22 protein-coding genes and 1 pseudogene are annotated in these 25,233 nt (G+C 57.1%); 1 reads left to right on the top strand and 22 read right to left on the bottom strand.

Annotated elements, in window-relative coordinates:
• Positions 1-83 precede the first annotated feature (83 nt).
• The 22 genes and pseudogenes from gltA to H6A20_RS03330 form a co-directional block, all read right to left on the bottom strand.
• On the bottom strand, positions 84-1,472 hold the full coding sequence (gene gltA / locus H6A20_RS03430) for an NADPH-dependent glutamate synthase (protein ID WP_204905764.1): 1,389 nt from the start codon (positions 1,470-1,472) through the stop codon (positions 84-86).
• Complete coding sequence (locus H6A20_RS03425) at positions 1,472-2,359, bottom strand: sulfide/dihydroorotate dehydrogenase-like FAD/NAD-binding protein (protein WP_204905763.1); 888 nt, start codon at positions 2,357-2,359, stop codon at positions 1,472-1,474. The genes gltA and H6A20_RS03425 overlap by 1 nt, the downstream gene beginning before the upstream one ends.
• Positions 2,360-2,529: 170 nt before the next feature.
• Positions 2,530-3,267: a tyrosine-type recombinase/integrase gene (locus tag H6A20_RS03420; RefSeq protein WP_204905762.1), complete on the bottom strand. Its 738-nt coding sequence runs from the start codon at positions 3,265-3,267 to the stop codon at positions 2,530-2,532.
• Positions 3,268-3,319: 52 nt separating this feature from the next.
• Positions 3,320-3,859 carry a stage II sporulation protein M gene (locus tag H6A20_RS03415; RefSeq protein ID WP_204905761.1) on the bottom strand — a complete coding sequence of 180 codons (540 nt, stop codon included), beginning with the start codon at positions 3,857-3,859 and terminating at the stop codon, positions 3,320-3,322.
• 63 nt (positions 3,860-3,922) lie between these two features.
• Positions 3,923-4,465, bottom strand: a complete 543-nt coding sequence (locus H6A20_RS03410) for an NUDIX domain-containing protein (protein ID WP_204905760.1) — start codon at positions 4,463-4,465, stop codon at positions 3,923-3,925.
• An 81-nt stretch (positions 4,466-4,546) separates the two neighbouring features.
• Positions 4,547-6,088 carry a ribonuclease Y gene (gene rny / locus H6A20_RS03405; protein WP_207750367.1) on the bottom strand — a complete coding sequence of 514 codons (1,542 nt, stop codon included), beginning with the start codon at positions 6,086-6,088 and terminating at the stop codon, positions 4,547-4,549.
• Positions 6,089-6,172: 84 nt separating this feature from the next.
• A complete protein-coding gene (locus H6A20_RS03400; RefSeq protein WP_204905758.1) occupies positions 6,173-6,787 on the bottom strand; it encodes a regulatory protein RecX in 615 nt (204 codons plus the stop codon).
• A 1-nt stretch (position 6,788) separates the two neighbouring features.
• On the bottom strand, positions 6,789-7,826 hold the full coding sequence (recA, locus tag H6A20_RS03395; RefSeq protein WP_204905757.1) for a recombinase RecA: 1,038 nt from the start codon (positions 7,824-7,826) through the stop codon (positions 6,789-6,791).
• 272 nt (positions 7,827-8,098) lie between these two features.
• Positions 8,099-9,097 (bottom strand): GH25 family lysozyme, encoded by a 999-nt coding sequence (locus tag H6A20_RS03390; RefSeq protein WP_204905756.1) that lies wholly within the window; start codon positions 9,095-9,097, stop codon positions 8,099-8,101.
• Between the two features lie 124 nt (positions 9,098-9,221).
• Positions 9,222-10,448, bottom strand: a complete 1,227-nt coding sequence (locus H6A20_RS03385; RefSeq protein ID WP_204905755.1) for a chitobiase/beta-hexosaminidase C-terminal domain-containing protein — start codon at positions 10,446-10,448, stop codon at positions 9,222-9,224.
• A gap of 57 nt (positions 10,449-10,505) precedes the next feature.
• Entirely contained in the window at positions 10,506-12,176 is a 1,671-nt protein-coding gene (locus H6A20_RS03380; RefSeq protein ID WP_204905782.1) for a formate--tetrahydrofolate ligase, read from the bottom strand.
• A gap of 53 nt (positions 12,177-12,229) precedes the next feature.
• Positions 12,230-14,710, bottom strand: a complete 2,481-nt coding sequence (locus H6A20_RS03375) for an FtsK/SpoIIIE family DNA translocase (RefSeq protein ID WP_204905754.1) — start codon at positions 14,708-14,710, stop codon at positions 12,230-12,232.
• 97 nt (positions 14,711-14,807) lie between these two features.
• A complete protein-coding gene (locus H6A20_RS03370) occupies positions 14,808-15,506 on the bottom strand; it encodes a ClpP family protease (RefSeq protein WP_204905753.1) in 699 nt (232 codons plus the stop codon).
• Positions 15,507-15,558: 52 nt separating this feature from the next.
• Complete coding sequence (locus tag H6A20_RS03365) at positions 15,559-16,839, bottom strand: O-acetylhomoserine aminocarboxypropyltransferase/cysteine synthase family protein (protein ID WP_204905781.1); 1,281 nt, start codon at positions 16,837-16,839, stop codon at positions 15,559-15,561.
• 40 nt (positions 16,840-16,879) lie between these two features.
• Entirely contained in the window at positions 16,880-17,653 is a 774-nt protein-coding gene (locus H6A20_RS03360; protein WP_204905752.1) for a CFI-box-CTERM domain-containing protein, read from the bottom strand.
• Positions 17,654-17,668: 15 nt separating this feature from the next.
• Positions 17,669-18,400 carry a YebC/PmpR family DNA-binding transcriptional regulator gene (locus tag H6A20_RS03355; protein WP_204905751.1) on the bottom strand — a complete coding sequence of 244 codons (732 nt, stop codon included), beginning with the start codon at positions 18,398-18,400 and terminating at the stop codon, positions 17,669-17,671.
• Positions 18,401-18,446: 46 nt separating this feature from the next.
• On the bottom strand, positions 18,447-18,635 hold the full coding sequence (locus tag H6A20_RS13985) for a transporter associated domain-containing protein (protein ID WP_420846587.1): 189 nt from the start codon (positions 18,633-18,635) through the stop codon (positions 18,447-18,449).
• A 117-nt stretch (positions 18,636-18,752) separates the two neighbouring features.
• Positions 18,753-19,103 (bottom strand): annotated as a pseudogene (locus H6A20_RS13980) (CBS domain-containing protein); the annotation flags it as partial.
• Positions 19,104-19,272: 169 nt separating this feature from the next.
• Positions 19,273-19,620: a type II toxin-antitoxin system PemK/MazF family toxin gene (locus H6A20_RS03345; RefSeq protein ID WP_204905749.1), complete on the bottom strand. Its 348-nt coding sequence runs from the start codon at positions 19,618-19,620 to the stop codon at positions 19,273-19,275.
• Positions 19,621-19,699: 79 nt separating this feature from the next.
• Positions 19,700-20,869 carry an alanine racemase gene (gene alr, locus H6A20_RS03340; RefSeq protein WP_204905748.1) on the bottom strand — a complete coding sequence of 390 codons (1,170 nt, stop codon included), beginning with the start codon at positions 20,867-20,869 and terminating at the stop codon, positions 19,700-19,702.
• 3 nt (positions 20,870-20,872) lie between these two features.
• Complete coding sequence (locus H6A20_RS03335; protein ID WP_204905747.1) at positions 20,873-22,369, bottom strand: NAD(P)H-hydrate dehydratase; 1,497 nt, start codon at positions 22,367-22,369, stop codon at positions 20,873-20,875.
• A 102-nt stretch (positions 22,370-22,471) separates the two neighbouring features.
• Complete coding sequence (locus H6A20_RS03330; protein WP_204905746.1) at positions 22,472-23,125, bottom strand: redox-sensing transcriptional repressor Rex; 654 nt, start codon at positions 23,123-23,125, stop codon at positions 22,472-22,474.
• A 164-nt stretch (positions 23,126-23,289) separates the two neighbouring features.
• Between H6A20_RS03330 and abc-f the strand changes: the two genes are divergently transcribed.
• The gene (abc-f, locus tag H6A20_RS03325) at positions 23,290-25,218 is read left to right on the top strand and encodes a ribosomal protection-like ABC-F family protein (protein ID WP_204905745.1); all 1,929 of its coding nucleotides are present in this window, start codon (positions 23,290-23,292) and stop codon (positions 25,216-25,218) included.
• Positions 25,219-25,233 lie beyond the last annotated feature (15 nt).

The following is a 25,233-nucleotide window of genomic DNA, read 5'->3' as shown; positions in this document are numbered from 1 at the left end:
TCCTCCTGTCTGAAAAGGGAGAAGGCCGGGCAAAAGCCCTCTCCTTCTCCCTGGTCATGTCACTTTTAACAGTCTTTTATTTCCTATTTCTGTGACAGAAGCTCATGGATTCCCTTTGCTCCTGCTTTTCCGGCTCCCATGGCAAGGATAACGGTCGCTGCGCCTGTCACGGCGTCTCCGCCGGCAAACACATATGCCTTGGATGTCTGACCGTTCTCCTCCTCGGCTACGATGCACTTTCTCCGGTTCGTCTCCAGTCCTTTCGTCGTGGAAGCGATCAGCGGGTTCGGGGAGGTGCCAAGGGACATGATGACCGTGTCGACCTCGATCTCAAACTCAGATCCAGGAATCTCCACCGGACGTCTTCTTCCGGATGCGTCGGGCTCGCCCAGCTCCATGCGGATCACGCGCATGCCCTTTACCCAGCCGTTCTCGTCCACAAGGATCTCCTTTGGATTGGTCAGCAGGTTGAAGATCACGCCTTCCTCTTTCGCGTGGTGTACTTCCTCCACACGGGCCGGAAGTTCCGCCTCGCTCCTGCGGTATACCACGTGCACTTCCGCTCCCAGACGGAGAGCCGTTCTTGCCGCGTCCATAGCCACGTTGCCGCCGCCTACGACGGCCACTTTCTTTCCTGCCGCGATGGGCGTATCATAAGAGTCGTCAAAAGCGCGCATCAGGTTGCTTCTTGTCAGATACTCATTGGCAGAGAACACGCCGTTGGCCGTCTCTCCCGGGATGCCCATGAACATGGGAAGTCCGGCGCCGGATCCGATAAATACGGCCTCAAAGCCTTCCTCTTCCATCAACTGGTCGATGGTGGTGGACTTGCCGATCACCACGTTTGTCTCAAACTTTACGCCCAGGCCTTTTACCTTCTCGATCTCTTTCTGTACCACCTTCTCCTTGGGAAGACGGAACTCCGGAATGCCGTACACGAGCACGCCGCCCAGCTTGTGAAGGGCTTCAAATACTGTCACCTCGTAGCCAAGCTTCGCCAGATCTCCGGCACAGGTAAGGCCGGACGGTCCGGAACCGATGACTGCCACTTTGTGGCCGTTCATCTTCTCTGCTTTCTGGGGCATGATATCATGCTCCAGCGCGTAATCCGCCACGAATCTCTCCAGCTTGCCGATGGAGACCGGCTCGCCTTTGATGCTGCGGATGCACTTGCACTCGCACTGGGACTCCTGGGGACATACGCGTCCGCAGATCGCCGGAAGGGCGGAAGACTCGCTGATCACCTGGTAGGCGCCCTCGATATCTCCCTCCTTGATCCTGGAGATAAATCCGGGTATATTGATGGCAACCGGGCAGCCCTGCATACATTTCGCGTTCTTGCAGTTCAAGCAGCGGGAGGCTTCCTCCATCGCTTCCTCCTGGTTGTATCCGTAACATACTTCGTCAAAATTTGTCGCTCTGACTTTTGGATCCTGCTCTCTTACAGGTACTCTCTTTAACACATCAGCCATTATTCGTCACCTCCGCAGTTTCCGCATCCGCCGTGATGGGTATCACCCTCCTGTAATTTCAGCAGCGCCCGGCCCTCCTGGGTCTTGTACATCTGCTGTCTCTTCATCGCCTCGTCAAAGTTCACAAGGTGTCCGTCAAACTCCGGCCCGTCCACGCAGGCGAACTTGATCTCATCGCCCACATGCAGACGGCAGGCCCCGCACATACCGGTTCCGTCCACCATGATGGGGTTCATGCTGACGATCGTCGGGATGCCCAGCTTCTTTGTGAGCAGGCAGGTGAATTTCATCATGATCACCGGGCCGATGGCCACGCACAGGTCGTATTTCTTGCCCCCGTTGACCAGCTCTTCCACCATGGTCGTGACCATGCCTGCATGGCCGTATGTACCGTCGTCCGTACACGGATAATAGTTGCCGGCAACCGCCTTCATCTCATCCTCCAGGATCAGCATATCCTTCGTCTTGGCGCCGATGATGACGTCCACGTCAACGCCGTGCTCTTTCAGCCATTTTACCTGCGGATATACAGGCGCGCTTCCCACGCCTCCGCCGACAAACAGGATCTTCTTCTGCTTCAGGCTCTCGATATCCTCATGGACGAACTCGGAGGGACATCCCAGCGGTCCTGTAAAGTCCTCAAAGGCATCGCCAGCCTTCAGGGCTGCGAACTTCTCCGTAGAGGCGCCCACCGTCTGGAACACGATCGTGATGGTGCCTGCCTCCCTGTCGTAGTCACAGATCGTCAGAGGAATCCTCTCGCCTGTCTCGTCCATCTTAACGATCACGAACTGCCCCGGTTCACAGTGGCGTGCAACGCGCGGCGCTTCCACATCCATAAGATAGATCTTGTCAGCCAGTTTTTCAGCCTTCAATATCTTGTACATCTTGCATCCTCCTAATATTCATACTGTTTTAATGATAATGCAAATAAGTCGAAATAGCAACATTTTGCGTCCACATTTTTTTGTAAAAAAGATGCCGGACGCACATTTTCCAGAAAAAGGCCGGCAGATTTTCTGCCGGCTGCTGTTACATACAATATACAATTTTCCACTTAGGAATGCCGGAGCATGCTCGGAGTGATCGTCCCCTCGATGCCTGCCTTGGCGGCATATCCTTTCAGGATCTTCCAGAATCCCTGACGGCTCATCTTCCGGCCGCTGATATTCGGGAACAGCACGTCTGAGCCGTGTCCCTTGAGAAGCGGTTCGCGTCCGTTCTTCAGATAAGCCCGCATGGCCTTCATAGCCTGCTTGTCGATCGGATATGCGTTCTGGTTTGTCGGGAAATGGCACTGCAGATACCCCATCTCCATATTCACATCCTGGATCTTCAGACTCACCAGTTCCTCCACCATGATGCCTGTCGAGTAGAGAAGCTCGATCATCGCCTTATCCCGGAGCAGCTTCGGCGTCTTGCCGTTCGGAACTGCAAGCACCTTTGCCACGTCCTCCTTGGATGCGCTCTTGGGCTCCCTGCGCTCGATCTTCGGGCTTGTGAGCCCTTCGGAGATATCCTCTCTGATATAATCCTTCTTGAAGAGATAGTTGAAAAATCCCCGGATCGAAGCGACATTTCTTGAGATCGTCGTGTTTGTAAGCTTCTGCTTCTCCATGTGAAGCATATAGGAATTAAGATTGGTCGCTGTGATCTGGCTGACCTCCCGGACACCCTGCTCGTCGAGATAGCGGACAAGCTTCAGCAGATCGCGCCGGTATGCCATCTCTGTATTCAGAGAAATCCCCTTCACTTCTTTTAAATACTCTACATACTCTAAAACTATTTTCTCCATATCTTTATCTCCCATCGTATAGTTTAAATTATACGAAGAAACATCGAAAAAATCAAATTGTTTTTAGAAAAATATTCAGAAAAATCGGATTTAAGTAACTTTCACATAAAATGCCCGTCCCGAGTGCCACGGCAACGCCCGCCGTCTTGGCAGAATTCCATCTTCCCTCCGGGCAGGAAAAGAAGTACCACAGGATGATCCCGTATCCGACAGCGTAAAAAAACGCCTGCGGCAGGAGGGCCGCCATACAGAACAGAATGCCTGCCGGCCCCAGTCTGATCAGAGCTGCCGTCATGAACAGTCCTCCGAGGAAGCCTGTCCACAGCAGCACAGCCCCCGCCGCAAAACGGCGCAGCCTTCTCGCCTGCCCGAGCAGGACAAGGCCGCCGAGCAGAGAAACCCGCACAGCCAGGATGTACAGGAGAAACCCGCCTGTGCGCTCCGCGTCCGCATACTGCTCCAGAAACGCATCGCTTAGGATCTCCATGGACAGGATATACTCCCTTGAGCCTGTATTCGCATAAATGATGCCGGGCAGGAAACCTGCCAGGCACAGTCCGAGAAACAGTTTCCCGCGGTTTCTCGCCGTCATCCCATCGCCTCCTCTGTCAGGATACTGCATTATATGCTGACAAAAGGCGTGGGTATGACTTCCCTATTTTGCGCCGTACTTGACCGCGTAGGCCAGGATGGCCGCCACCGTCTTGGAGTCTTCGATCTCCCCGGCGAATATCTTCTCCTTGAGTTCCGCAAGCGTGCAGGGCACCAGATCGATGGATTCGTCTGCATCCAGATGCTGCCGGGACGAGGTCAGCTCCCTTGCCGCGAACACCTCGATCCGCTCGTTGCAGAAGGCAACGGTCGTCCGGAGCACAAGCAGGGGTTCCAGATGGTCGCAGCGGTATCCGGACTCCTCCTCCAGCTCTCTTGACGCGCACACGATCCCTGCCTCCTTCGGATCGTCCAGTTTGCCGGCCGGAATCTCCAGCGTATACCGGTCAAGCGCCGGCCTGTACTGCCTGACCATCAGGATCCTGCCGTCCGGAAGGACCGGAAGCACGGCGGCGGCCCCGTCGTGGTGTATGAAATCCCACTGGGCCGTGTGCCCGTCCGCAAACTGCATCGTGTCCTGATACACATTGATCACTGCCCCCTTGTACGCGAGCTTTCTGTCAATCCTCTTTATCTCATCTGCCATATGTTCTCTCCCTCCTGCCTGTTCTGGTCATGAAAAAGGCCAGCCTCTAAATAGGCTGGCCATATGCTTTTTGGTTTACATTTATTTGGCGTAGTCCGTCACCCGGGATTCCCTGATGACATTAACCTTTATCTGTCCTGGATACTCCAGCTCGTACTCGATCTGCTTGGAAATATCTCGTGCCAGTAATACCATATCTGCATCAGATACTTGCTCTGGAACTACCATGATACGAATCTCTCTACCTGCCTGAATAGCAAAAGATTTATCAACACCCTTGAACTGGTTGCTGATATCCTCTAGTTGTTTTAATCTGTTTGTGTATGTTTCAATCGTCTCTCTTCTCGCACCCGGTCTGGCCGCTGAAATCGTATCAGCCGCCTGTACGATGCACGCGATCAGCGACTCCGGCTCCACATCGCCGTGGTGTGCTTCCACCGCGTTGATCACAAGCGGGGATTCTTTGTACTTTCTGCAAAGTTCCACACCGATCTGGATGTGGGATCCCTCTACATCGTGGTCGATGGATTTGCCGATGTCATGCAGGAGTCCGGCCCGCTTCGCAAGGCGGACATCCAGTCCGATCTCGCCGGCGAGAAGTCCTGCAAGCTGCGCCACCTCTATGGAGTGCTTCAATGCATTCTGACCATAGCTGGTCCGGAATTTCATTCTTCCCAGAAGCCGGATCAGTTCGGGATGGATGCCGTGTACGCCGACTTCAAGCGCTGCGGCTTCTCCTTCTTCCCGGATCACTGCTTCCACTTCCTTCTGGGCCTTTTCCACCATCTCCTCAATCCTTGCCGGATGGATACGGCCGTCCACGATCAGCTTCTCCAGAGCGATCCTGGCGACTTCGCGCCGGATGGGATCAAATCCGGATAAAACGACCGCCTCGGGCGTATCGTCAATGATCAGCTCCACGCCGGTGAGCGTCTCAAGGGTGCGGATATTGCGGCCTTCACGTCCGATGATCCTTCCCTTCATCTCATCGCTTGGAAGCTGTACGACTGAAATCGTAGTCTCTGCCACATGATCAGCGGCACATCTCTGGATGGCTGTGACAACATACTCTTTCGCTTTCTTGTCCGCCTCTTCCTTCGCCTGCGCCTCAAGTTCCTTGATCATCTTCGCAGTGTCATGCTTCACATCATCTTCAACAGTTTTCAACAGATATTCTTTTGCCTGTTCGGAGGTAAGTCCTGAGATTCTTTCTAGTTCCTGTACTCTTTGTCTGCTCAGCTCTTCCACTTTTGCCTCGCGGGACCTGAGCTGTTCTTCCTTTGCCGCAAACCCTGCTTCCCGTTTCTCCATCGCATCGGACCGTTTGTCCAAAGCTTCCTCCTTGGAGAGGACTCTCTTCTCATAACGCTGTAATTCCGCCCGTCTTTCTTTTGTTTCCTTCTCGAGCTCATTCTTTGTTCTGATCGATTCTTCCTTGATTTCCAAGAGGGATTCCTTTTTCTTGGCCTCTGCTGTCTTGACTGCGTCATCAATGATCTCTCTCGCCTTTGTCTCCGCGCTTCCGATCTTGGACTCAGCGTTCCTCTTCAGATTGGACACGGTCGCGAAATGACTGATGACTGCCGCCGCTATCACGAGAACAACTGCCACAGCAATGATCATAACATTCGGCACAGGAGCACCTCCTTATTAAATTTTCATTGTACAACTACAACAGTTAAATTTTATACTGTTTTCACAAAGATGTCAAGCATTCCAATCAGAAACTTGTATTACTTGACGGATGTCCTCATAGCGGAAGCCTTTCCGCGCCAGATAGGCGCAAAACCGCTGCTTTTCGGGTGCTGTCGCGCTGCCCGGATCAAAATGCCTTTTCCGCGCCAGACGCTGTATGGCTTCCCTGGCGTCGCTGCCTGTGTAGGACGCAGCAAGAGCCTCCTCTGTCTGCTCTTTTGACAGACCCTTTCCCATAAGCCATGCCTTGAGCTCTGCCCGGCTCTTCTGTCCTTTCCGGCTGTCCACGAGATTGGCGGCAAGCCGCCTGTCATCGATGTATCCGAAGGACTTCACATAGGAGACGGCGTCCTCCGCAATCTCCTCCGTGTACCCGGAGTCGGTCAGCTTTTTGCGGAGCGCGCTCTCGGAGCGGTCCGATATCTCCAGCAGCTTCATGGCGCGCAGACGCGCCCTTTTGATCACGAGCGCGCGGATCTCTTCCAGTTCCTTTGGCTCAAGTTCCCTGCCAGGCCGGATATGATAGCGGGACAGTTCGCCCTTGTAGAGCACAAAGGCGAACTGTCCGTCAAGGTACACTCTGTATCTGTTCCCGGTTCCGGCTGCTTCTGTCTGCGTCACCGTCATCCTACTCTTCCTCTTCCGTCCGGGCGCCGTCATCCCCGTCGCTTCCGTCAATGTGGTAGTAAGCTCTCACTTTGGCCTCCAGTTCCGCCATCACTTCCGGGTGCTCGGTCAGATAGCTCTTGGCGTTCTCCCGCCCCTGGCCGATCTTGTCGCCGTTGTAGGCGTACCAGGCGCCGCTCTTGTTCACCAGATTGATGCCGGCCGCAAGATCCAGGATATCCCCTTCCCGGGAGATGCCTTTGCCGAACATGATATCGAATTCCGCCTCCTTAAACGGGGGCGCGATCTTGTTCTTTACGATCTTGACGCGGACATGGTTCCCCACGATCTCCCCGCCCTGCTTCAGCGTCTCGGTCCGCCGCACATCCATGCGCACGGATGCGTAGAACTTAAGGGCGCGTCCACCCGTCGTCGTCTCCGGATTGCCGAACATGACGCCCACTTTCTCGCGGAGCTGGTTGATAAAGATCACCACGCAGTTGGATTTGCTGATGACCGGCGTCAGCTTGCGCAGCGCCTGGGACATGAGTCTCGCCTGCAAGCCCACGTGGCTGTCGCCCATATCTCCCTCGATCTCCTGCCGGGGCACGAGCGCAGCTACGGAGTCGATCACGATAATGTCCATGGCGCCGGAGCGCACCATCGTCTCCGCGATCTCCAGCGCCTGGTCACCGCTGTCCGGCTGGGAGATGTAGAGCTCCTCGATATCCACGCCGATATTCTTCGCGTAGACGGGGTCCAGCGCGTGCTCCGCATCGATGAAGCCGGCGATCCCGCCCCGCTTCTGCACCTCTGCGATCATGTGGAGCGCCACTGTCGTCTTACCGCTTGACTCAGGTCCGTACACCTCCACGATGCGGCCTCTCGGCACCCCGCCAAGCCCAAGGGCCAGATCCAGGCTCAGGGAGCCGGTTGGGATCGTCTCCACATGGACATGCGCCTTGGGGTCGCCAAGTTTCATGACGGTGCCCTTTCCGAAATCTTTCTCCAGTTTTGCGATGGCGGCGTCGAGCGCCTTCTTCTTATCTTCACTAGCCATTCTATCGTTCTCCTTATCCATCTCTGTCATAAACACGAACGAATGTTCGTTCCATGTACATTATAGTAGTATAGTTATGTGCAAATGTCAATCATAATTTGGAATTTTCTTTCCACTTTCTCTGCAGGGAAATCCAGAGCGGGATCCCGCGTGACAGACACAGGCTGCGCGCTGCCTGGTCAGAATGAACTTACAGCCGTTCGGGAGATCTCCCGCCTTCACTGCAGCCTGATTATAGCACGCCCGCAGCCATATGTCAACTGTGTTTTCTTCTACTGTCGGTTCAGCCAGGCCTGCCACGCCGATACTGTGGCCGGCCCCATACTGGCGTCCCGGGTCACTCCCAGGAACGCCTGCATGTGGAGCACCGTGTCCTTCCCGGCCCAGCCGTCCACGGTCGCGCCGAATTTTCTCTGCATGGCCCGGACCATATCGGAACCTGCCCCGTATCCTGCCTCCAGGAACTGCCAGCATCCCGCATAGGCGGAGTAGAGATACTGTCTGTTTGATGCGGGCTGGCAGCTGACGATGCCATCCACCGGCGTTCCGAAGTACGCCTGGGTGCGCCGCACGGTGGCCGGCCCGAAGGATCCGTCCACGGCGATCTGTGCGGGTCTGGCCGGCGGCTCTGGCTCCGGTGCGGAGGCATCTTTTCCGGGAGATGCATACTTATCCCAGGCTGCCCCGTCCATATAGGCCCTGTTCAGATCCAGGTTCCCGTCATAACCCTGCAGTCGCCCGCTGGAGCTGTACTGGTAGATCGCCGTCATGGGAAAGGCCCCGGTCCCGCCGTCGTCCGTCCAGGGGTCTGTCTGGTACCCTGTCGGACTGTCGCCTGCATACTGGGCGCACCAGAGACCGTAATCCCCGGCGGCCACGCTGCTCCAGTCCCACTCCCTGCAGACGCTCTTACTCATGTAGATGAGCGCCCGGACGCCTGTCAGTTCCCTGATGCGGTCCAGAAAGGCCTGTGCATAGGCCGGCCCCCTCTCCACTGTCCTGCCCTCCCAGTCGAGAGCCAGGAGGCATTTCCCGATATATCCTTTCGTATTCTCATAGAAATACTCCGCTTCCTCCCTCCCGGACGTCTGTCCGGTGGCGTAATGGTATACGCCGGTCTTCCTTCCCATGCTCTCAGCCGTCTGTATAAAACCGTCACAGTACCGGTCCACAAATCCGGTCCCTTCCGTCGCCTTGCAGATCACGAAATCAAAGGGCACGTCGGCAAGCCGGATGCCGGCCTGGTGGTTGCTGATATCAATGCCATTCATAGCCATGGCCCGGGATCATCCTTTCTGTTTCCTGTCCTCATCTTATCTTATGCCGGGGAGGGCGCACATGACAAAAGAGAGCCCCCGCAGGCGGTCCCTGCAGAGGCTCTCTTCTCTTTGTCTGTTATCCGAGCGTCAGCTCATAATTTCTCGTGGTCACACCGGTCAGGCGCCCTTTCCCGTTGACAAGGACAGCCTTGAAAATCGTATTGCCCTCCGGCATGTCAATGGGCCCTGTATACTGTGTGGATCTCTCTGTCGGATCAGATCTGTCCGTCGTGTAGTAGGCTGTGTACCCCTCCGGCACCTGGATCTCGATCTGGGTCGGCTCATCATACTGCCCTGTGGACGGCGTCACGGCCGGCGCGTCCTCGATGGGGAATTCCACCGTATACTCCCTGACAGCCGGCAGGCTGGGGATCCCTTCCTGATTGACAGAGATGGCGGAGACGGTGGTCGTCCCCTCCCCAATCTGGATTGGCTCCGTATATTTCTGGCTGGACGTAGTCGGATCGCTTCCGTCTGTCGTGTAATAGATGGCCTCTCCATCCGACTCCAGGGCAAGCTGCTGTACGTCCTCAAAGACTTCGCTGTCATCCAGGCTGAAGGACGGCGCCTCTGAAACATACGCGCTAAGCTCGCTCCTCACAGTCTCCGGCGCATCTTCCAGGATCACCGACACCTCCTGCGGCTGGTCTGTATCCCGGTAAAACTGAATGCACGCTTCATAGACAGGCACCTCATCCGGGTAGGACTTGATAGCGTCCAGGAAGAGTTCCTCCGCCGCGTCCTGCTGATCCTGCGCGAGGTAAACGCCTGCAAGACCTGTGTAGGCTTCCCCACGTCCCGGGTCTTTCTTCAGCGCCCGGTTAAAGCAGGATTCTGCCGTCTTATAATCCCGCTCCGCAGCAGCCCTGTTTCCCTTTGACACCTGGCCTGCGTATGAATTCTGGTACAGGAAAAAGACAGCGGCAGCTATCGCTGCTACCAGAAGGAAGAGCGCAAGCAGGATCCTCCTTCTCAGCTTCTTTTTCTTTTCCCTTTTCTTCTCGGCAAGCCGTCGCCGCCGCTCACGCTCCGGATCCATTGCCGCCGTTCTGCGGGTCGTGCGCCGCCCTGTCTGGGACGTCACCCGCCGGGTCCCCTGGCCCCTTGTCTTTCGGAGGCCGGAAGTTCCCGCATCTGTACGCGGTGTGGAGGGCTGCTCCTCTCCGTCTATACTTCCCTTCACCTGCGCCGCAAGAACATCGTCAAGCGGATTGTAATCAGGCACGATGCGGACCTCCCATCCGCACCGCCTGCAGTATAATTCTCCATCGGGTATCTCATAGCCGCATTTTCTGCACTTCATCTCGCGATACCCCCTGTTCCCATGCCTCTGTCACGCTGGGGCATACTCTATCTCTCCTTAAAACAGACCTGTGATCTTCCCGTCTTCCGTCACATCGATGCCATTGGCGGCCGGCACTCTCGGAAGGCCCGGCATCGTCATGATGGCGCCTGTGAGCGCTACGACAAACCCGGCGCCCGCGCTGACATACACTTCCCGGATATGGATATCGAAATCTTCCGGCCGGCCCAGTTTTGTCGCGTCATCAGACAGGGAGTACTGGTTCTTGGCCATACAGATCGGCATGTTGCCGAAGCCCATCCCCTCGATCTTGGCCAACTGCTTCTCCGCAGCAGGCTCGTAGAGGACACCTCTCGCGCCGTAGATCTCCCTGGCGATCGTCTCGATCTTATCCTTCAGGCTGAGTCCGTCCTCGTACAGCGGATGGAAATGACTCTCCTTTTCACGGAGTGTCTCCAGTACTTTCTGTGCAAGGGCCACGCCGCCCTCGCCGCCCTTCTCCCACACTTCGGAGAGGGCGAACTCGCAGCCCCGCTCCTCGCAGAAGCTGCGCACATAGGCAATCTCCGCCTCTGTGTCCGTCACGAACGAGTTGAGGGTTACCACAACGGGTACATCATATTTCTGTATATTTTCTATATGTTTCTCAAGATTGACAATTCCTTTTGCCAGGGCGTCCAGATTCTCTTCCGAAAGCTGGTCCTTGGCAACTCCTCCATTATACTTCAAAGCGCGCACAGTTGCAACTAAAACTACGGCATCCGGCTTAAATCCGGCCATGCGGCACTTGATGTCCATGAATTTCTCCGCTCCCAGATCCGCTCCGAAGCCAGCCTCCGTGATGGTGATATCGGCCAGCTTCAGCGCCATTCTCGTGGCGCGCACGCTGTTGCAGCCATGGGCGATATTGGCGAAGGGGCCGCCGTGCACGAGGGCCGGCGTGTGCTCAAGCGTCTGGATGAGATTGGGCTTGATCGCGTCTTTCAGAAGGGCCGTCATGGCTCCCGTGGCGTGCAGATCGTCTGCTGTCACAGGCTCGCCTTTGAAGTTGTAGGCCACGATGATGCGTCCCAGTCTTTCCTTCAGATCGCTGATATCATCCGCAAGGCAGAGGATCGCCATGATCTCGGAAGCCACCGTGATGACGAAATGATCCTCCCTCACCATTCCGTCCGCCTTTCTCCCAAGGCCGACCACGATATTGCGCAGGCTCCTGTCATTCATGTCAAGGCAGCGCTTCCACACAACCTGCCGGGGATCGATGCCGAGCTCATTTCCCTGCTGGATATGGTTGTCGAGGAGGGCCGCCAGCAGGTTGTTGGCGGAAGTGATGGCGTGGAAGTCCCCTGTAAAGTGCAGGTTCAGATCCTCCATGGGGACAACCTGCGCGTAGCCGCCGCCTGCGGCTCCGCCCTTGATGCCGAAGCAGGGGCCGAGGGAAGGCTCGCGGAGCGCGATGATGGCTTTCTGCCCCAGTTTTGCCATGGCCTGTCCGAGTCCGACCGTGGTGGTCGTCTTGCCCTCGCCGGCCGGCGTCGGGTTGATGGCTGTCACAAGGACCAGCTTCCCGTCCTTTCTGTCCCGGATCTTCTCCCAGAGTTCATCGGAGAGTTTTGCTTTGTACTTTCCGTAGAACTCCAGGTCCTCCTCCTGAATCCCTGCCGATGCGGCCACATCTCTGATATGGGCCATCTGTGCTTCCTGAGCGATCTGAATATCTGACTTCATGTTCATCCATTCCTTTCCTTTTTGTATTTATACAAAAGGCACGCCGGCCTTTTCTACACGTTTTCTTCCAGGTACTGCTGAAATTCCTCCATGGACATAAGGACCTTGCGCGGTTTTGTCCCCTCTTCCGGTCCCACGACTCCCGCCTCACAGAGCTGGTCCATGATGCGGGCCGCCCGGTTGAAACCAATCCGGAACATGCGCTGCAGCATTCCGATGGAGGCCTTCTCCTTCTCGATGATCAGCCTGCCTGCCTCGGCAAAATAGGCGTCCCTTCCCTCTGAGCCGGCCGCGCTGTCTGCCGGTGCGCCGCTGCCGGCCAGACCGGATGCGCTGGAGTTGACTTCATTGACGATCTCCTCGCTGTAGACTGCCTCTCCCCCGGCCTGCTTTTTCAGGTACTCAACGACAGCCTGCACTTCCTTGTCCGAGACAAAGGCGCCCTGGACACGGGCCGGCTTCTGGTAGCCGGAGGGATAAAAGAGCATGTCGCCCTTTCCAAGCAGCTTTTCCGCCCCGTTCATGTCGATGATCGTGCGGGAGTCCACGCCTGATGACACGGAGAATGCGATCCTGGACGGCATGTTAGCCTTGATCAGGCCCGTGATCACATTGACGGACGGTCTCTGGGTCGCAACGACAAGATGGATGCCGGCCGCCCTGGCAAGCTGTGCCAGACGGCAGATGGCCTCCTCCACTTCCCCGGGAGCCACCATCATGAGGTCTGCCAGCTCGTCCACAATGATGACGATCTGTGGAAGCTTACCCGGCTTCCCCTCCCGCTCCTGGGGCGTCATGCTCTCTGTCTTCTCGTTGAATCCCTTGATATCCCGGACGTTGTATGCCGCAAAAAGTTCGTAGCGCTTCATCATCTCCGCCACGGCCCAGTTGAGGGCGCCGGCCGCCTTCTTCGGATCCGTGACCACAGGGATCATCAGGTGCGGGATCCCGTTGTACACGCTCAGCTCCACCACCTTCGGATCGATCATGATCAGCTTGACCTCCTCCGGCGTGGCCTTGTAGAGGATACTGATGATCATGGTGTTGATGCAGACGGATTTACCGGATCCGGTAGCCCCCGCCACAAGAAGATGAGGCATCTTCGCAATGTCCGCCACCACCGGCTTCCCGGCGATGTCCCGCCCTGCCGCAAAGGCGATGGCGGAACGGCTCTCCTTGAATTCCGGGGCCTCCAGAAGATCCCGCAGATGGACGACCGCGTTCTCCTTGTTGGGCACCTCGATGCCCACGGCGGCCTTGCCGGGGATGGGCGCCTCGATCCGGATGTCCGCGGCGGCCAGATTCAGCTTGATATCATCGGTAAGGCCGACGATCTTGCTCACCTTTACGCCCTGCTCCGGCTGCAGTTCATATCTGGTGACAGAGGGGCCGCAGCTCACATTTGTAATCGTCACATTCACGCCGAAATTGTGCAGGGTCTCCTGCAGCTTCCGGGCTGTCTCCCTGAGGTGGGCGTCTGAATCCCCGCCTGCTTTCTTCCCCTTAGTGAGAAGGGACAGAGGCGGCGTCCGGTATGCCTTTTTCGGCTTTGTGTCCGCCTCGGCCGCCATCTTCTCCACCTGCGCTGTCTCTAAGGCCATTTCCTGGCCGCCCATCCTGCTCCGGCGCGGACTTACGTCCTGCTCCGGCTGTGCGGCCGGGATCTCCTCCTGCTCCGCCTCTGCCCACGTGCCGGCTGTATCCGTATCCGGCTCCTGCGCCCGGTTGATGGCAAAGGGAGGGATCTCCTCCGCCGGGTCTGTCTGCGCTTCCGCAAAAAGATCCTCCGCCGGCGGTTCGATCTCGTGCATCTCGGGTGAGCGGCTCTTCTCTCCCAGCGTTGTGTTAAAGGAGACGCCCGTCACCCGCCTGTCCTTGCGCCTGCGGCCGCGGCTGCCTCCTGCTTCCCCGTCCGCATCCTGCGCCTCCAGGCGGGCCTCCTCAAGCTCTCTTCTTGCCTCCTCCTCGCGGATCATCCGTCGCGTCCGGGCCAGCTCCCGCCTGCGCGCCGCGTCTTCCCTGGCGCGGTCATAGGCTCTGCCGCCCTGCTCCTTTACCCCTTTGAGGGCGGACCGCCCTGTGATGAGCACGATGCAGATGATCATCAGAATGAGGACGATCACGTAGGTGCCGGCCGTTCCCACCGCAGGTACGAGCAGCCCCGCAACAGACCAGCCCAGGAGGCCTCCCTCCTCGACGATCAGCTCCAGGAGCGTCGTCACAAGAATGAACAGCGCCACCGCAGCCCCTGTCTTTATGTAGGCGATCCCGTTCCCCCTGTTGGAGACCGCGAACGCCACGGCCCCGAACAGAAGGAAGGGAACGATATAGGTACTGTAGCCGAACAGGTCCCGGAGCAGGCCGGACACCGCCCCCCCCACGGCCCCGCCAAGTCCGAAGCAGCTCAAAAGCAGAAGGATGCTGACGGCCAGCGTCAGCCAGATCAGGATCTCATCTGCCACAAAACTGCGCTGTGTGTTCTTCTTTTTTCCTGCTGTCTTTTTTCTTCTTCCAGTCCCTGACTTTGATGCCATGTTGTTTCCCCCTTGGTCTTTCTTCCCCCGCGTAGCTTCCTAAAGCATTCTTAAATTATAGTATACCATTTTGAGGAAAAGCTGTCATCAGCTATTTTCATGGTTTTTCCTGCCCTTTGCGGCAGTTCTCTATCATTTCGTGCAGTTTTCCCAGCGCATCGGACAGTCCGCCCACCTCGTCGATGAGCCCTTCCCTGACCGCCTCCTCCCCCTCCAGCAGCGTCCCCACATCCTTGACAAGCTGGGTGGAGTTGAGCATCAGCTCCTCGATCCTCTCCCGGCTCATGCGGGAATGCCGGGACAGAAAGCCTGTGATCCGGTCCTGGGTCCTCTCCATGTTGCGGAAGCTCTGCATGACGCCGATGCACATGCCGCTGGAGCGCACGGGGTGGATGATCATTGTCCCGCTCGGCACGATATAGGAGTAGTCCGCAGACACGGCCAGGGGGCCGCCGATGGAGTGGCTGCCGCCCAGCACGAGCGAGACGGTGGGCTTGCTCATGGAGGCGATCACCTCCGCAATGGACAGCCCTGCCTCCACATCGCCTCCCAGCGTGTTGAGCAGGATCAGCAGGCCGTCCACCTGGGGGCTGTCCTCGATCTGCGCCAGCATGGGCAGCAGGTGTTCGTATTTTGTCGCCTTTGTGTTTCCGGAGACCGCCTCATGGCCCTCGATCTCCCCGATGATCGTGATCAGCTTGATCCGGTGTCCCGCCGGCGCACCCCCGTCAAGGTCCACGCTTCCCGTCTCTTTGATCTCCCCGGTTTTCTCTGTATCCTGTTCCTTCATCTCCATAAAAAAGCACCTCCATATGCATAGTATGGAAGTGCTTTTCCTGTTTTATACCTTAAATCTGTGCCAGCGCCTGCTCTACATCTGCAATGATGTCATCCGCGTTCTCAATGCCGACGCTGAAGCGGATCAGCTCGGGCTGTACTCCTGCTTCCCTGAGCTCCTGGTCGTTCATCTGCCGGTGGGTGTGGCTTGCCGGATGAAGCACGCATGTCCGGGCGTCCGCCACATGGGTCACGATGGCCGCCAGTTTGAGGTGATCCATCATCTTCTCCGCAGCAGCTCTTCCGCCCTTCAGGCCGAATGTGATCACGCCGCACGTGCCGCCCGGCATGTATTTCTTTGCCAGCTCATAGTAGGGATCCCCTTCCAGGGACGGGCAGTGTACCCAGTCTACCTTCTCATGGTCCTTCAGGTATGTGGCAACTTTCAGCGCGTTCTCGCAGTGCCGGGGCATCCGCAGGTGCAGCGTCTCCAGGCCGATATTCAAAAGGAACGCGTTCTGCGGGGACTGGATGGAGCCAAGGTCCCGCATCAACTGCGCCGTCGCTTTTGTGATGTAGGCTCCCTGCCCGAATTTCTGTGTGTAGACAATGCCGTGGTAGGTCTCATCCGGCGTTGTCAGTCCGGGGAATTTGTCCGCGTGGGCCTCCCAGTCAAATTTGCCGCTGTCAACGATGGCGCCGCCCACACAGGATGCATGCCCGTCCATGTATTTTGTGGTGGAATGGGTCACAATGTCCGCCCCCCACTCGAAAGGCCGGCAGTTGATGGGCGTCGCAAAGGTGTTGTCCACGATCAGCGGAACGCCGTGGGCATGTGCGGCGGCTGCAAATTTCTCAATGTCCAGCACTACAAGCGCCGGGTTGGCGATGGTCTCGCCGAACACTGCCTTTGTATTCTCCCGGAAAGCGGCGTTTAACTCCTCCACGCTGCAGTCCGGATCGACGAATGTGGCCTCCACGCCCATCTTGCGGATCGTGTGGGCAAAGAGATTGTACGTGCCGCCGTAGAGGGCCGACGCGCATACAATGTGATCCCCCTCCTGGGCAATATTCATAATCGCGTAGAAGTTGGCTGCCTGACCGGAAGAAGTGAGCATGCCTGCGACGCCGCCTTCCAGATCGCAGATCTTCGCCGCAACGGCATCGTTCGTCGGGTTCTGCAGGCGTGTGTAGAAGTAGCCTGACTCCTCCAGGTCGAAAAGCCGCCCCATCTGCTCGCTTGTCTCATACTTGAATGTCGTGCTCTGATAAATGGGAAGAACTCTGGGCTCCCCGTTCTTCGGTGTGTATCCGGACTGGATACATTTTGTCTCTAACCTGTAATTGCTCATCTTCTTCATGTTCCTTTCCTGTGTATTTCTGTCATTTGCTTTATGAGAAGAGATACTTTCTCTTAAGCTCTTCCACCATATCCGTGTAGACCTCCTGGCACGCGTCCGGCTGATCCTGTCCGATCAGGTCGATGCAGCGGCTCAGATATGTGCGGTAGATCTCCTCGTAGATCTCATCTGCGTCCTTCTGCCTGTTGATGCGGGACACAATGGTGGGAGCCACGTCATAGTATTCCTCCACCAGCCTCCTCCCCTCCGGGGTGGAGGCAAGGACATCGTCCCTGTACTGCCTGAGCATGCAAAGCTCCCGGCAGTCGTCCCCTCTGCCGCGGCTTTTGCACACGGCGGTCGTGATGTAGCACAGATGGGACCGGAAGCCGTTTTTGAGGCTCTCAAAATCCGACCTCTGGATCTGCATGGTCATGGGCGGCTGGTTCCACTTCTCAACCATCTGATCGATCATCCTGCTCAGGATCTTGCTGCCGCCGTATCCCAGCACAGGCATGACAAAGGTAACCATGGCCATGTTGTAGTCAATCATCCGGCCCTCCCGCCTGCTCTTCCCGCGGAGGGCTTCGATCTGGCCGTGGGCGTGATCCGGGATCGCGGCCGCCAGCTCCCCGATCAGGTCCTCCTCGTCCTCTGCCTGACTGCAGAGCGCGGTTATGTCTGCAAGGAGCTCTCTGTGCTCCTCATAACACTTCATAAATGTGTCTGCGTACACCTTTCTCTTGAAATACGGACGGTACGCAAGCATTTCTTCAAAGAAATCCACCAGCTCACGCTTTACCGTCTCAAGTGACTTCGTTTCCATCGCATCTGACCCCACCTACATATCCCAGTTGTGATAGACGTCCTGCACGTCATCGTCATCATCCAGAAGATCAAGCGTCTTCTGGATATTCTGGATATCCTTCTCATCGGAGAGCTCCACCCATGTCTGGGGGATCATGGTCACCTCGGCCTGCGCCATGGGGATGCCCGCCTCCTCAAGTGCCAGGCGGACTGCGCTGAACTCGTCGGGATCTGTGAGGATCTCGTAGCTGTCCTCCTCCTCGGCGAAGTCCTCGGCGCCCGCATCCAGGGCCTGCATCATCAGCTCGTCCGGGTCGCCCTCGTACTCTTCCTTGGCGACGAGGATCTGCCCCTTCCTGTCAAACATGAATGAAACGCAGCCGGGTGTCCCCACATTGCCGTTTCCTTTTGTAAATGCGCTCTTTACGTTGGAGGCCGTCCGGTTCTTATTATCTGTCAGCGTCTCCACGATGATGGCTGTGCCGCCCGGCCCGTAGCCCTCGTATGTAATGTGCTCGTAGTTGGAAGCATCCGCGTCGCCGGCCGCCTTCTTTATATTTCGCTCGATCGTGTCGTTGGGCATGTTGTTGGCTTTTGCCTTGGCGATCACGTCCCGGAGCCTGCTGTTGTTGGCAGGATCCGCGCTGCCGCCCTCCTTGATGGCCACCACCAGCTCCTTGCCGATCTTGGTAAAGATCTTGCCCTTCGCGGCATCGTTCTTTTCTTTCTTATGTTTGATGTTGGCAAACTTTGAATGTCCTGACATGTTCCTCTCTCCTTGTATCTTCTTTATTCACACTTTTTCTATTCTATCACTCTCCGTCTGTTTTTTCAATGCTGACTGACTGGATGGCGTTATTATCAACGGACAGCACGGTAAATCTGTACCCGCTGTAATCGATGACGCAGTGCTCGTCCTCCCCCGGGATCCGGTCCAGCTGCCCTGTCAGGAAGCCGTTCAGCGTCTCGTACTCTTCTGTCTCCATGGAGATGCCCAGCATCTCCTCCAGGTCCTCCAGCTCTGCGAATCCGCTGGCCTTGATGCTGCCGTCGGGCTGTCTGACAAGCAGTTCCTCCTCCTCGTCGTACTCGTCCAGGATGTTGCCCATGATCTCCTCCAGGATGTCCTCCATGGCCACAAGCCCGGATGTCTGCCCGTACTCGTCCAGGACGATCACCAGATGCTTTTTCTTTGCCTGCATTTCCTTAAAGAGCTTGTCAATGCTCTTGGATTCCGGTATGAAGGTGACCGGCCGTATGTACTCCTCCAGCTCACAGACGCGCCGGATACGCAGTTCCTCATTCATGTAGCACACCATGGCCTCCCGCAGGTGCATAGTGCCGATGATCTCGTCAATGTCCTCCCGGTAGATCGGGAAGCGGGAGTGCTTTTCCTCCAGCATGAACTTCAGCGCATCTTCCAGCGTCTCCTCCCCGTCAATGGCGACGATATCCCGCCGGTGGGTCATGATATCCCGCGCGTCCTTGTCCATGTAGCGGAAGATATTGCGGATCAGCTCCGTCGCCTCCTGTCCGAACTCTTCCTTTCCTTTCAGTTCTTCGTCTTCCTGGAATAACTGCTTCATCCTCTGAAACAAACTGCCTTCTTCCATAATCTCTTTCTTACCGCTCCTTTTCCTATGTATGAAGCTCGAAGCTGATCTTCAGGGCCTCATCTACTTTCTCCATCAGTTCCCGGTCCAGATGGCAGACCATCTCCTTCAGCCGCCGCTTGTCGATCGTGCGCACCTGTTCCAGCAGGATCACCGAATTTCTGACGATCCGGTACCTGCCTGCATCGATCTCCACGTGCGTCGGCAGCTTTGCCTTGTTCATGCGGGAGGTGATCGCCGCGCATATGACGGTGGGACTGTGTCTGTTTCCTATGTTGTTCTGTATGATCAGCACGGGACGGATCCCGCCCTGCTCTGAGCCCACGACGGGGCTTAAATCCGCGTAGTAGATATCGCCGCGCTTTACCTGCACTTCCGGTCACACTCCGATCCGATTAGATACCTCTAGTATTGCCATCTTTCTCGGATGTATTCCAAAAGCACGCCGGCCGCTATCCGAAATAGTCCATCTGCTCCACGATCTCCCCGTGCCGGATATACTCCCTTGGCACGCGCTTTCCGATGTTGCAGATAAATTCATAGCTGAACCGGCCGGACAGATCTGCCAGTGTATCCACAGACAGGTACTCGTCCCCGTCATGTCCGACAAGGGTCACCTCGTCGCCGAAGCGGACGTCCTCGATCCCGGTGGCATCCACCATGAACTGATCCATGCAGATCCGCCCGAGGATCGGCGCCTTTTTCCCGTGGATCAGCACCCATCCTCTGTTTGAGAGGCTCCTTGGATAGCCGTCCCCGTACCCCACCGGCACGGTCACGATCTTGGTCCTGCGCTCCGTCACAAAGGTTCCGCCGTAGCTGACCGGCGTCCCCGCGTCCACCCACTTGACGTGGGCCACATGGCTGATCAGGGCCATGGCCGGCCGCAGGGGAACGAGATCCTTCCTCACCTCGGCGGACGGATAGATGCCGTACATGGCGATGCCGGCCCGGGCCAGATCCATGGCCGCCTCCGGGATGTCGATGATGCCGGCGCTGTTGGAGCAGTGGCAGTACGGAAATGTCACGCCCCGCTTCTTAAGCTCCTCCTTCATCCACAGGTATGCTTTGATCTGCTTCTTCGTAAACGTCTTATCTTCCTCGTCCGCCTTGGAGAAATGTGTGAACATCCCTTCCAGCACAAGGCCCTGCAGCCCTGCGATCCTGGCGATCTCCCCGGCGCTCTCCTCACAGATGAGGAAGCCGAGCCTGGACATGCCGGTATCCAGTTTGATATGTATGTACGCGTCCTTTCCGATCCTCTGCGCCCGCTTCGCTATGTCCCACGCCATCTCCAGCGTGTAGCATGTCATGCGGATCTCCTGGCGGATCAGCTCATCCCGCTGTTCCGGGAAAGCGCAGCCAAGTACGAGGATCGGCTTCCTGACGCCCTTCTTCCGAAGGAGGATCGCCTCGTCCGGCGTGGCGGCCGCATAGCCCCAGATGTAGTCCGTCTCTTCTGTGACCCACTTTGCGATCTGGGCCGCGCCGTGGCCGTAGCCGTCCATCTTGACGACGGCGACCATGCGCCCCTTCGGGCTGATCCTCTCGTGCATCTTCTCAAGATTATATGCCACAGCGTCCAGGTCGATCCTGGCGCAGATCCTTGTATAGTGCTTCATGTCTTACTCCTCCAGTCTTTTCAGTACCGCGCCCACGGCGTCTGCCAGTTCCCGGGCCAGCACGCTGTAGCCGCCCTTCCCCCTGCGCGCCGCATCGCCGGCGAGCCCGTGCAGGTACACGCCGAGGACCGCCCCGTCAAAGCAGTCCATGCCCTGGGCGATCAGACCGGTGATCACGCCGGCCAGGACATCCCCGCTCCCGGCTTTCGCCATGGCGGCGTTGCCGGACAGGTTGACAAAGGGATGCTCTCCCTGCTTTCCGATGCAGGTGCGCGCGTCTTTGAGCACGCAGGTGATCCGGTGGGAACCGGTAAACTGCATCAGTTCCTCCAGGCGGCTTTTCCGGAGCTCCTCCACCGGCTTCTTTGTGATCCGGCTCATCTCGCCCATATGCGGGGTGAACACGAAATTCTCATGGGGAAGCCTGGACAGGTAGCGGCTGTGCTCTGCCAGCAGGTTCAGTCCGTCCGCATCCACAACACAGGGCACCTGCACATTCTCCAGGGTGGTCTGCAGGATGCGCCTGGACTTGTCGCTCGTTCCCAGTCCGGATCCGATGCTCACCACGTCCGCCCACTCGAGGAGGCGCAGAAGCTCCCTCTCGTCAAAGAAATCATAGCAGCGCACGATGGCTTCCGGCAGCAGTGTCTGCAGGATGGTCCTGTTTTCCTCGGGTGTATAGATCTGTACAAGGCCGGCTCCTGTCCGGTAGGCGGCCAAAGCCGAGAGATACGCGGCGCCCGCCATGCCGCGGCTTCCGGCTATGATAAGCGCTCTGCCGTAATCCCCTTTGTGGGAGTCAGCCCTCCTGCCCGGCAGCATGGCGCGCACATCCTGCTCCTCCAGCGCGTAGGCCACATCCCTGTCGCCCTCCAGGCCGTCTGTGTCCACGCCGATGTCGGCTACTTTTACTTCCCCTGCATAGGCCCTGCCCGGGTCGAGCATGCAGCCCAGTTTGGCGCACTGGAAGCTGACGGTCAGATCTGCCTTAAATGCGCTTGTGGCCACCTCGCCGCTGGAAGTGGACACACCGGAGGGCACATCCACTGCAAGCTTCACACCGCCGGACCGGTTCATGGCCTCGATGCACGCCAGGTAGGAGCCCTCCACCCGCCTGCTCAGGCCCGCACCGAACACGGCGTCGATCAGTATACTATATTCACCTTCCTCAAAAGAGTTGCAGACAGTTCCGCCCGCTTCCCTGAAAAGCCCGATCTGCCGGAGCGTCTCCTCCGTACAGTGGTCCGGATTGCCGGCCATCACAGCTGTCACCTCAGCTCCCTTTTCCAGCAGGAGCCTCGCTATGGCGAAACCGTCCCCTCCGTTGTTGCCGGAGCCGCACACCACGCACACGCGGGACAGATCGTATCCCCTCTCTGTCACCGTGTCCACGAACGCGCGGGCCGCCCGCTCCATCAGGATGAGGGACGGGATCTTCTTCTCCCGTATGGTGTAGCTGTCCGCTGTCTTCATCTGTCTTCCGTCTGGCAGAAAGATCATACTGTCACCCTCCTTCTTTCCTGCAGGCAGCAGCGATATGAAAAGGACGTATAAAGAAGGCCTGTCTTCCATACGCCGCCTTTACACGCCCTTCAAACGCTGCTATTTTTCTGCTTTTTTCTGTTCCTCATTATACCGGCTGATGTTGTAAGAAAGCCGCATCAGGCTCTCTGACAGATGTACGTTCTCAACGATCACATCCTCCGGGAGATTCAGATCCGTGTGTGCGAAATTCCAGATCGCCTTCACGCCGTATGATACAAGCTGATTGGCGACCTCGATCGCCTTTGCCTTCGGGATCGTAAGGATGCCGATCTCTATGTCGTTTTTCTTTACGAAATCCTCCAGCTCGTCCATCATGTGGATGGGCACGCCGCGGATCGTCATGCCCTTCAGCGTGGGGTTCACGTCAAAAATCCCCTTCAGGACAAATCCACGCTTCTCAAACGCCGCATAGTTGGCAAGCGCATGTCCGAGATTACCGGCTCCGATGATGACCATGTCATGGTCCTCCTCGAGTCCGAGTATCTTGCCGATCTCCGTGTAGAGATACTTTACATTATATCCATACCCCTGCTGGCCGAAGCCGCCGAAGTTGTTCAGATCCTGCCGTATCTGGGAAGCTGTCACGTGCATCCTCTTGCTGAGATCATTGGAGGAGATCCTCTCCACGCCGTTCTCCAGCAGTTCCCCTAAATAGCGGTAATATCTTGGAAGTCTACGTATGACTGCCTGTGAAATTTCTCTGCCTTCCACTTATATTCACCTTCCATTTCAGTTTCTCAGACCTATTATATAGAATTGTCCGTACAAAGTCAATTTTTTGTTCTGAAAAGTTCCCCGGAAATTGACACGTCCCCCCATCCCCTTTATAATAGATAAGGCCGCTGAATACGCGGCTTTCTCACAGGAGGTACACCATGATCTTAGCATGTCATAATATAGAAAAGTCATTCGGGGAGGACGTCATTGTCAGGGACGGCTCCTTCCATATTGAGGACCACGAAAAAGCCGCCCTTGTAGGGATCAATGGCGCCGGAAAGTCCACGATCTTAAAGATGATCGTAGGGGAGCTGCCCGCCGACGGCGGCACCGTCACGCTGGCAAAGGGCCGGACGCTCGGGTATCTTGCCCAGCATCAGGATCTCGGCAGCGGAAACACGATCTACGGGGAGGTCCGCACGGCAAAGGCAGAGATCCTGGCCATTGAGGCGGAGATCCGCCGGATCGAGGAGGAACTGCCCTCCCTGTCCGGCGAGGCTCTCACAGAGCGGCTGAACACCTATCACCGTCTGACGGAACGGTTTGACCGCGAAAACGGCTACGCCTGCGAAAGCGAGATCACAGGCGTCCTGAAGGGACTCGGCTTTGGCGAGGAGGACTTTGACCGGGAGGTCGGCACCCTCTCCGGCGGTCAGAAGACCCGCGTATCTCTCGGCAAACTGCTCCTGACGCGCCCGGACATCCTTCTGCTGGACGAGCCCACCAACCATCTGGATCTGCACTCGATCACCTGGCTGGAGACCTATCTTCTGAATTATCCCGGCGCTGTTCTCATCGTGTCCCACGACCGGTATTTCCTGAACCGGGTCGTGACCAAGGTGATCGAGATCGAGCAGGGCTCGCTCACGACATACATGGGCAACTACGCTGACTATGCGCAGAAAAAGCAGCAGATCCGGGAAGCACGACTGAAGGAATACCTGAACCAGCAGCAGGAGATCCGCCACCAGGAGGCTGTCATTGAGAAGCTGCGCTCCTTCAACCGTGAGAAGTCCATCAAGCGGGCGGAGAGCCGGGAAAAGATGCTGGATAAAATGGAGAGGATCGAGAAGCCGGCAGAGCTGCGCACAGATATCCGCCTCACGCTGGAGCCCTCCTGCGTCAGCGGGAACGACGTCCTGTCGGTGGAGCATCTGTCCAAATCCTTTCCGGACCAGACGCTTTTCACAGATGTGAGCTTCTCCATCCGCCGCGGCGAGCACGTGGCTGTCATCGGTGACAACGGGACCGGCAAGACAACGCTTCTTAAGATCCTCAACGACGTGATCCGTGCAGACAGCGGTTCCTTTACCCTGGGCGCCAACGTGCATGTGGGCTACTACGACCAGGAGCATCATGTGCTCCACATGGATAAGACGGTGTTTGACGAGATCTCGGACGACTACCCCTCTCTCACGCACACGCAGATCCGCAATATGCTGGCCGCCTTCCTTTTTACAGGGGACGACGTGTTCAAGCGGATCGGCGACCTGAGCGGCGGGGAGCGGGGCCGTGTGTCCCTGGCAAAGCTGATGCTCTCCGAGGCCAATTTCCTGATCCTGGACGAGCCCACCAACCATCTGGATATCGCCTCCAAGGAAATCCTGGAAAATGCCCTCAACAACTACACCGGCACTGTGCTCTATGTCTCCCATGACCGGTACTTTATCAACCAGACAGCCACGCGGATCCTGGAGCTTGTGAACCAGACATTTGTAAATTATATCGGCAATTACGACTATTACCTGGAAAAGAAAGAGGAGCTGACCGCCGCCTGCGCGCCGTCTTCCTCCTCCAGCCTCCCAAACACAGGATCCGGCGCAGAGCGCGGGGCTGTCTCGGAGGCGAAACTGAGCTGGCAGGAGCAGAAAGAGGCGCAGGCCAGGGAGCGAAAGCGGGCCAGCGATCTGAAGAAGACCGAGGAGCGGATCACCCTGCTGGAGGAGCGGGACTCACAGATCGACGCGCTCATGGCAGAGGAGGAGGTCTATACCAACTCCGTGAAATGCCAGGAGCTTGCAAAGGAGAAGGCGGACATCGCCTCGGAACTGGAAGTATTATACGAAAAATGGGAGGAGCTTGCCTGAGGCAGGTCTCCTCCC

The organism is Mordavella massiliensis, from assembly GCF_016901695.1.
GTDB lineage: Bacteria > Bacillota > Clostridia > Lachnospirales > Lachnospiraceae > Claveliimonas > Claveliimonas massiliensis_A.
The sequence above is the reverse complement of the archived record's forward strand: the minus strand, read 5'-3'. Positions and strand labels throughout refer to the sequence as shown.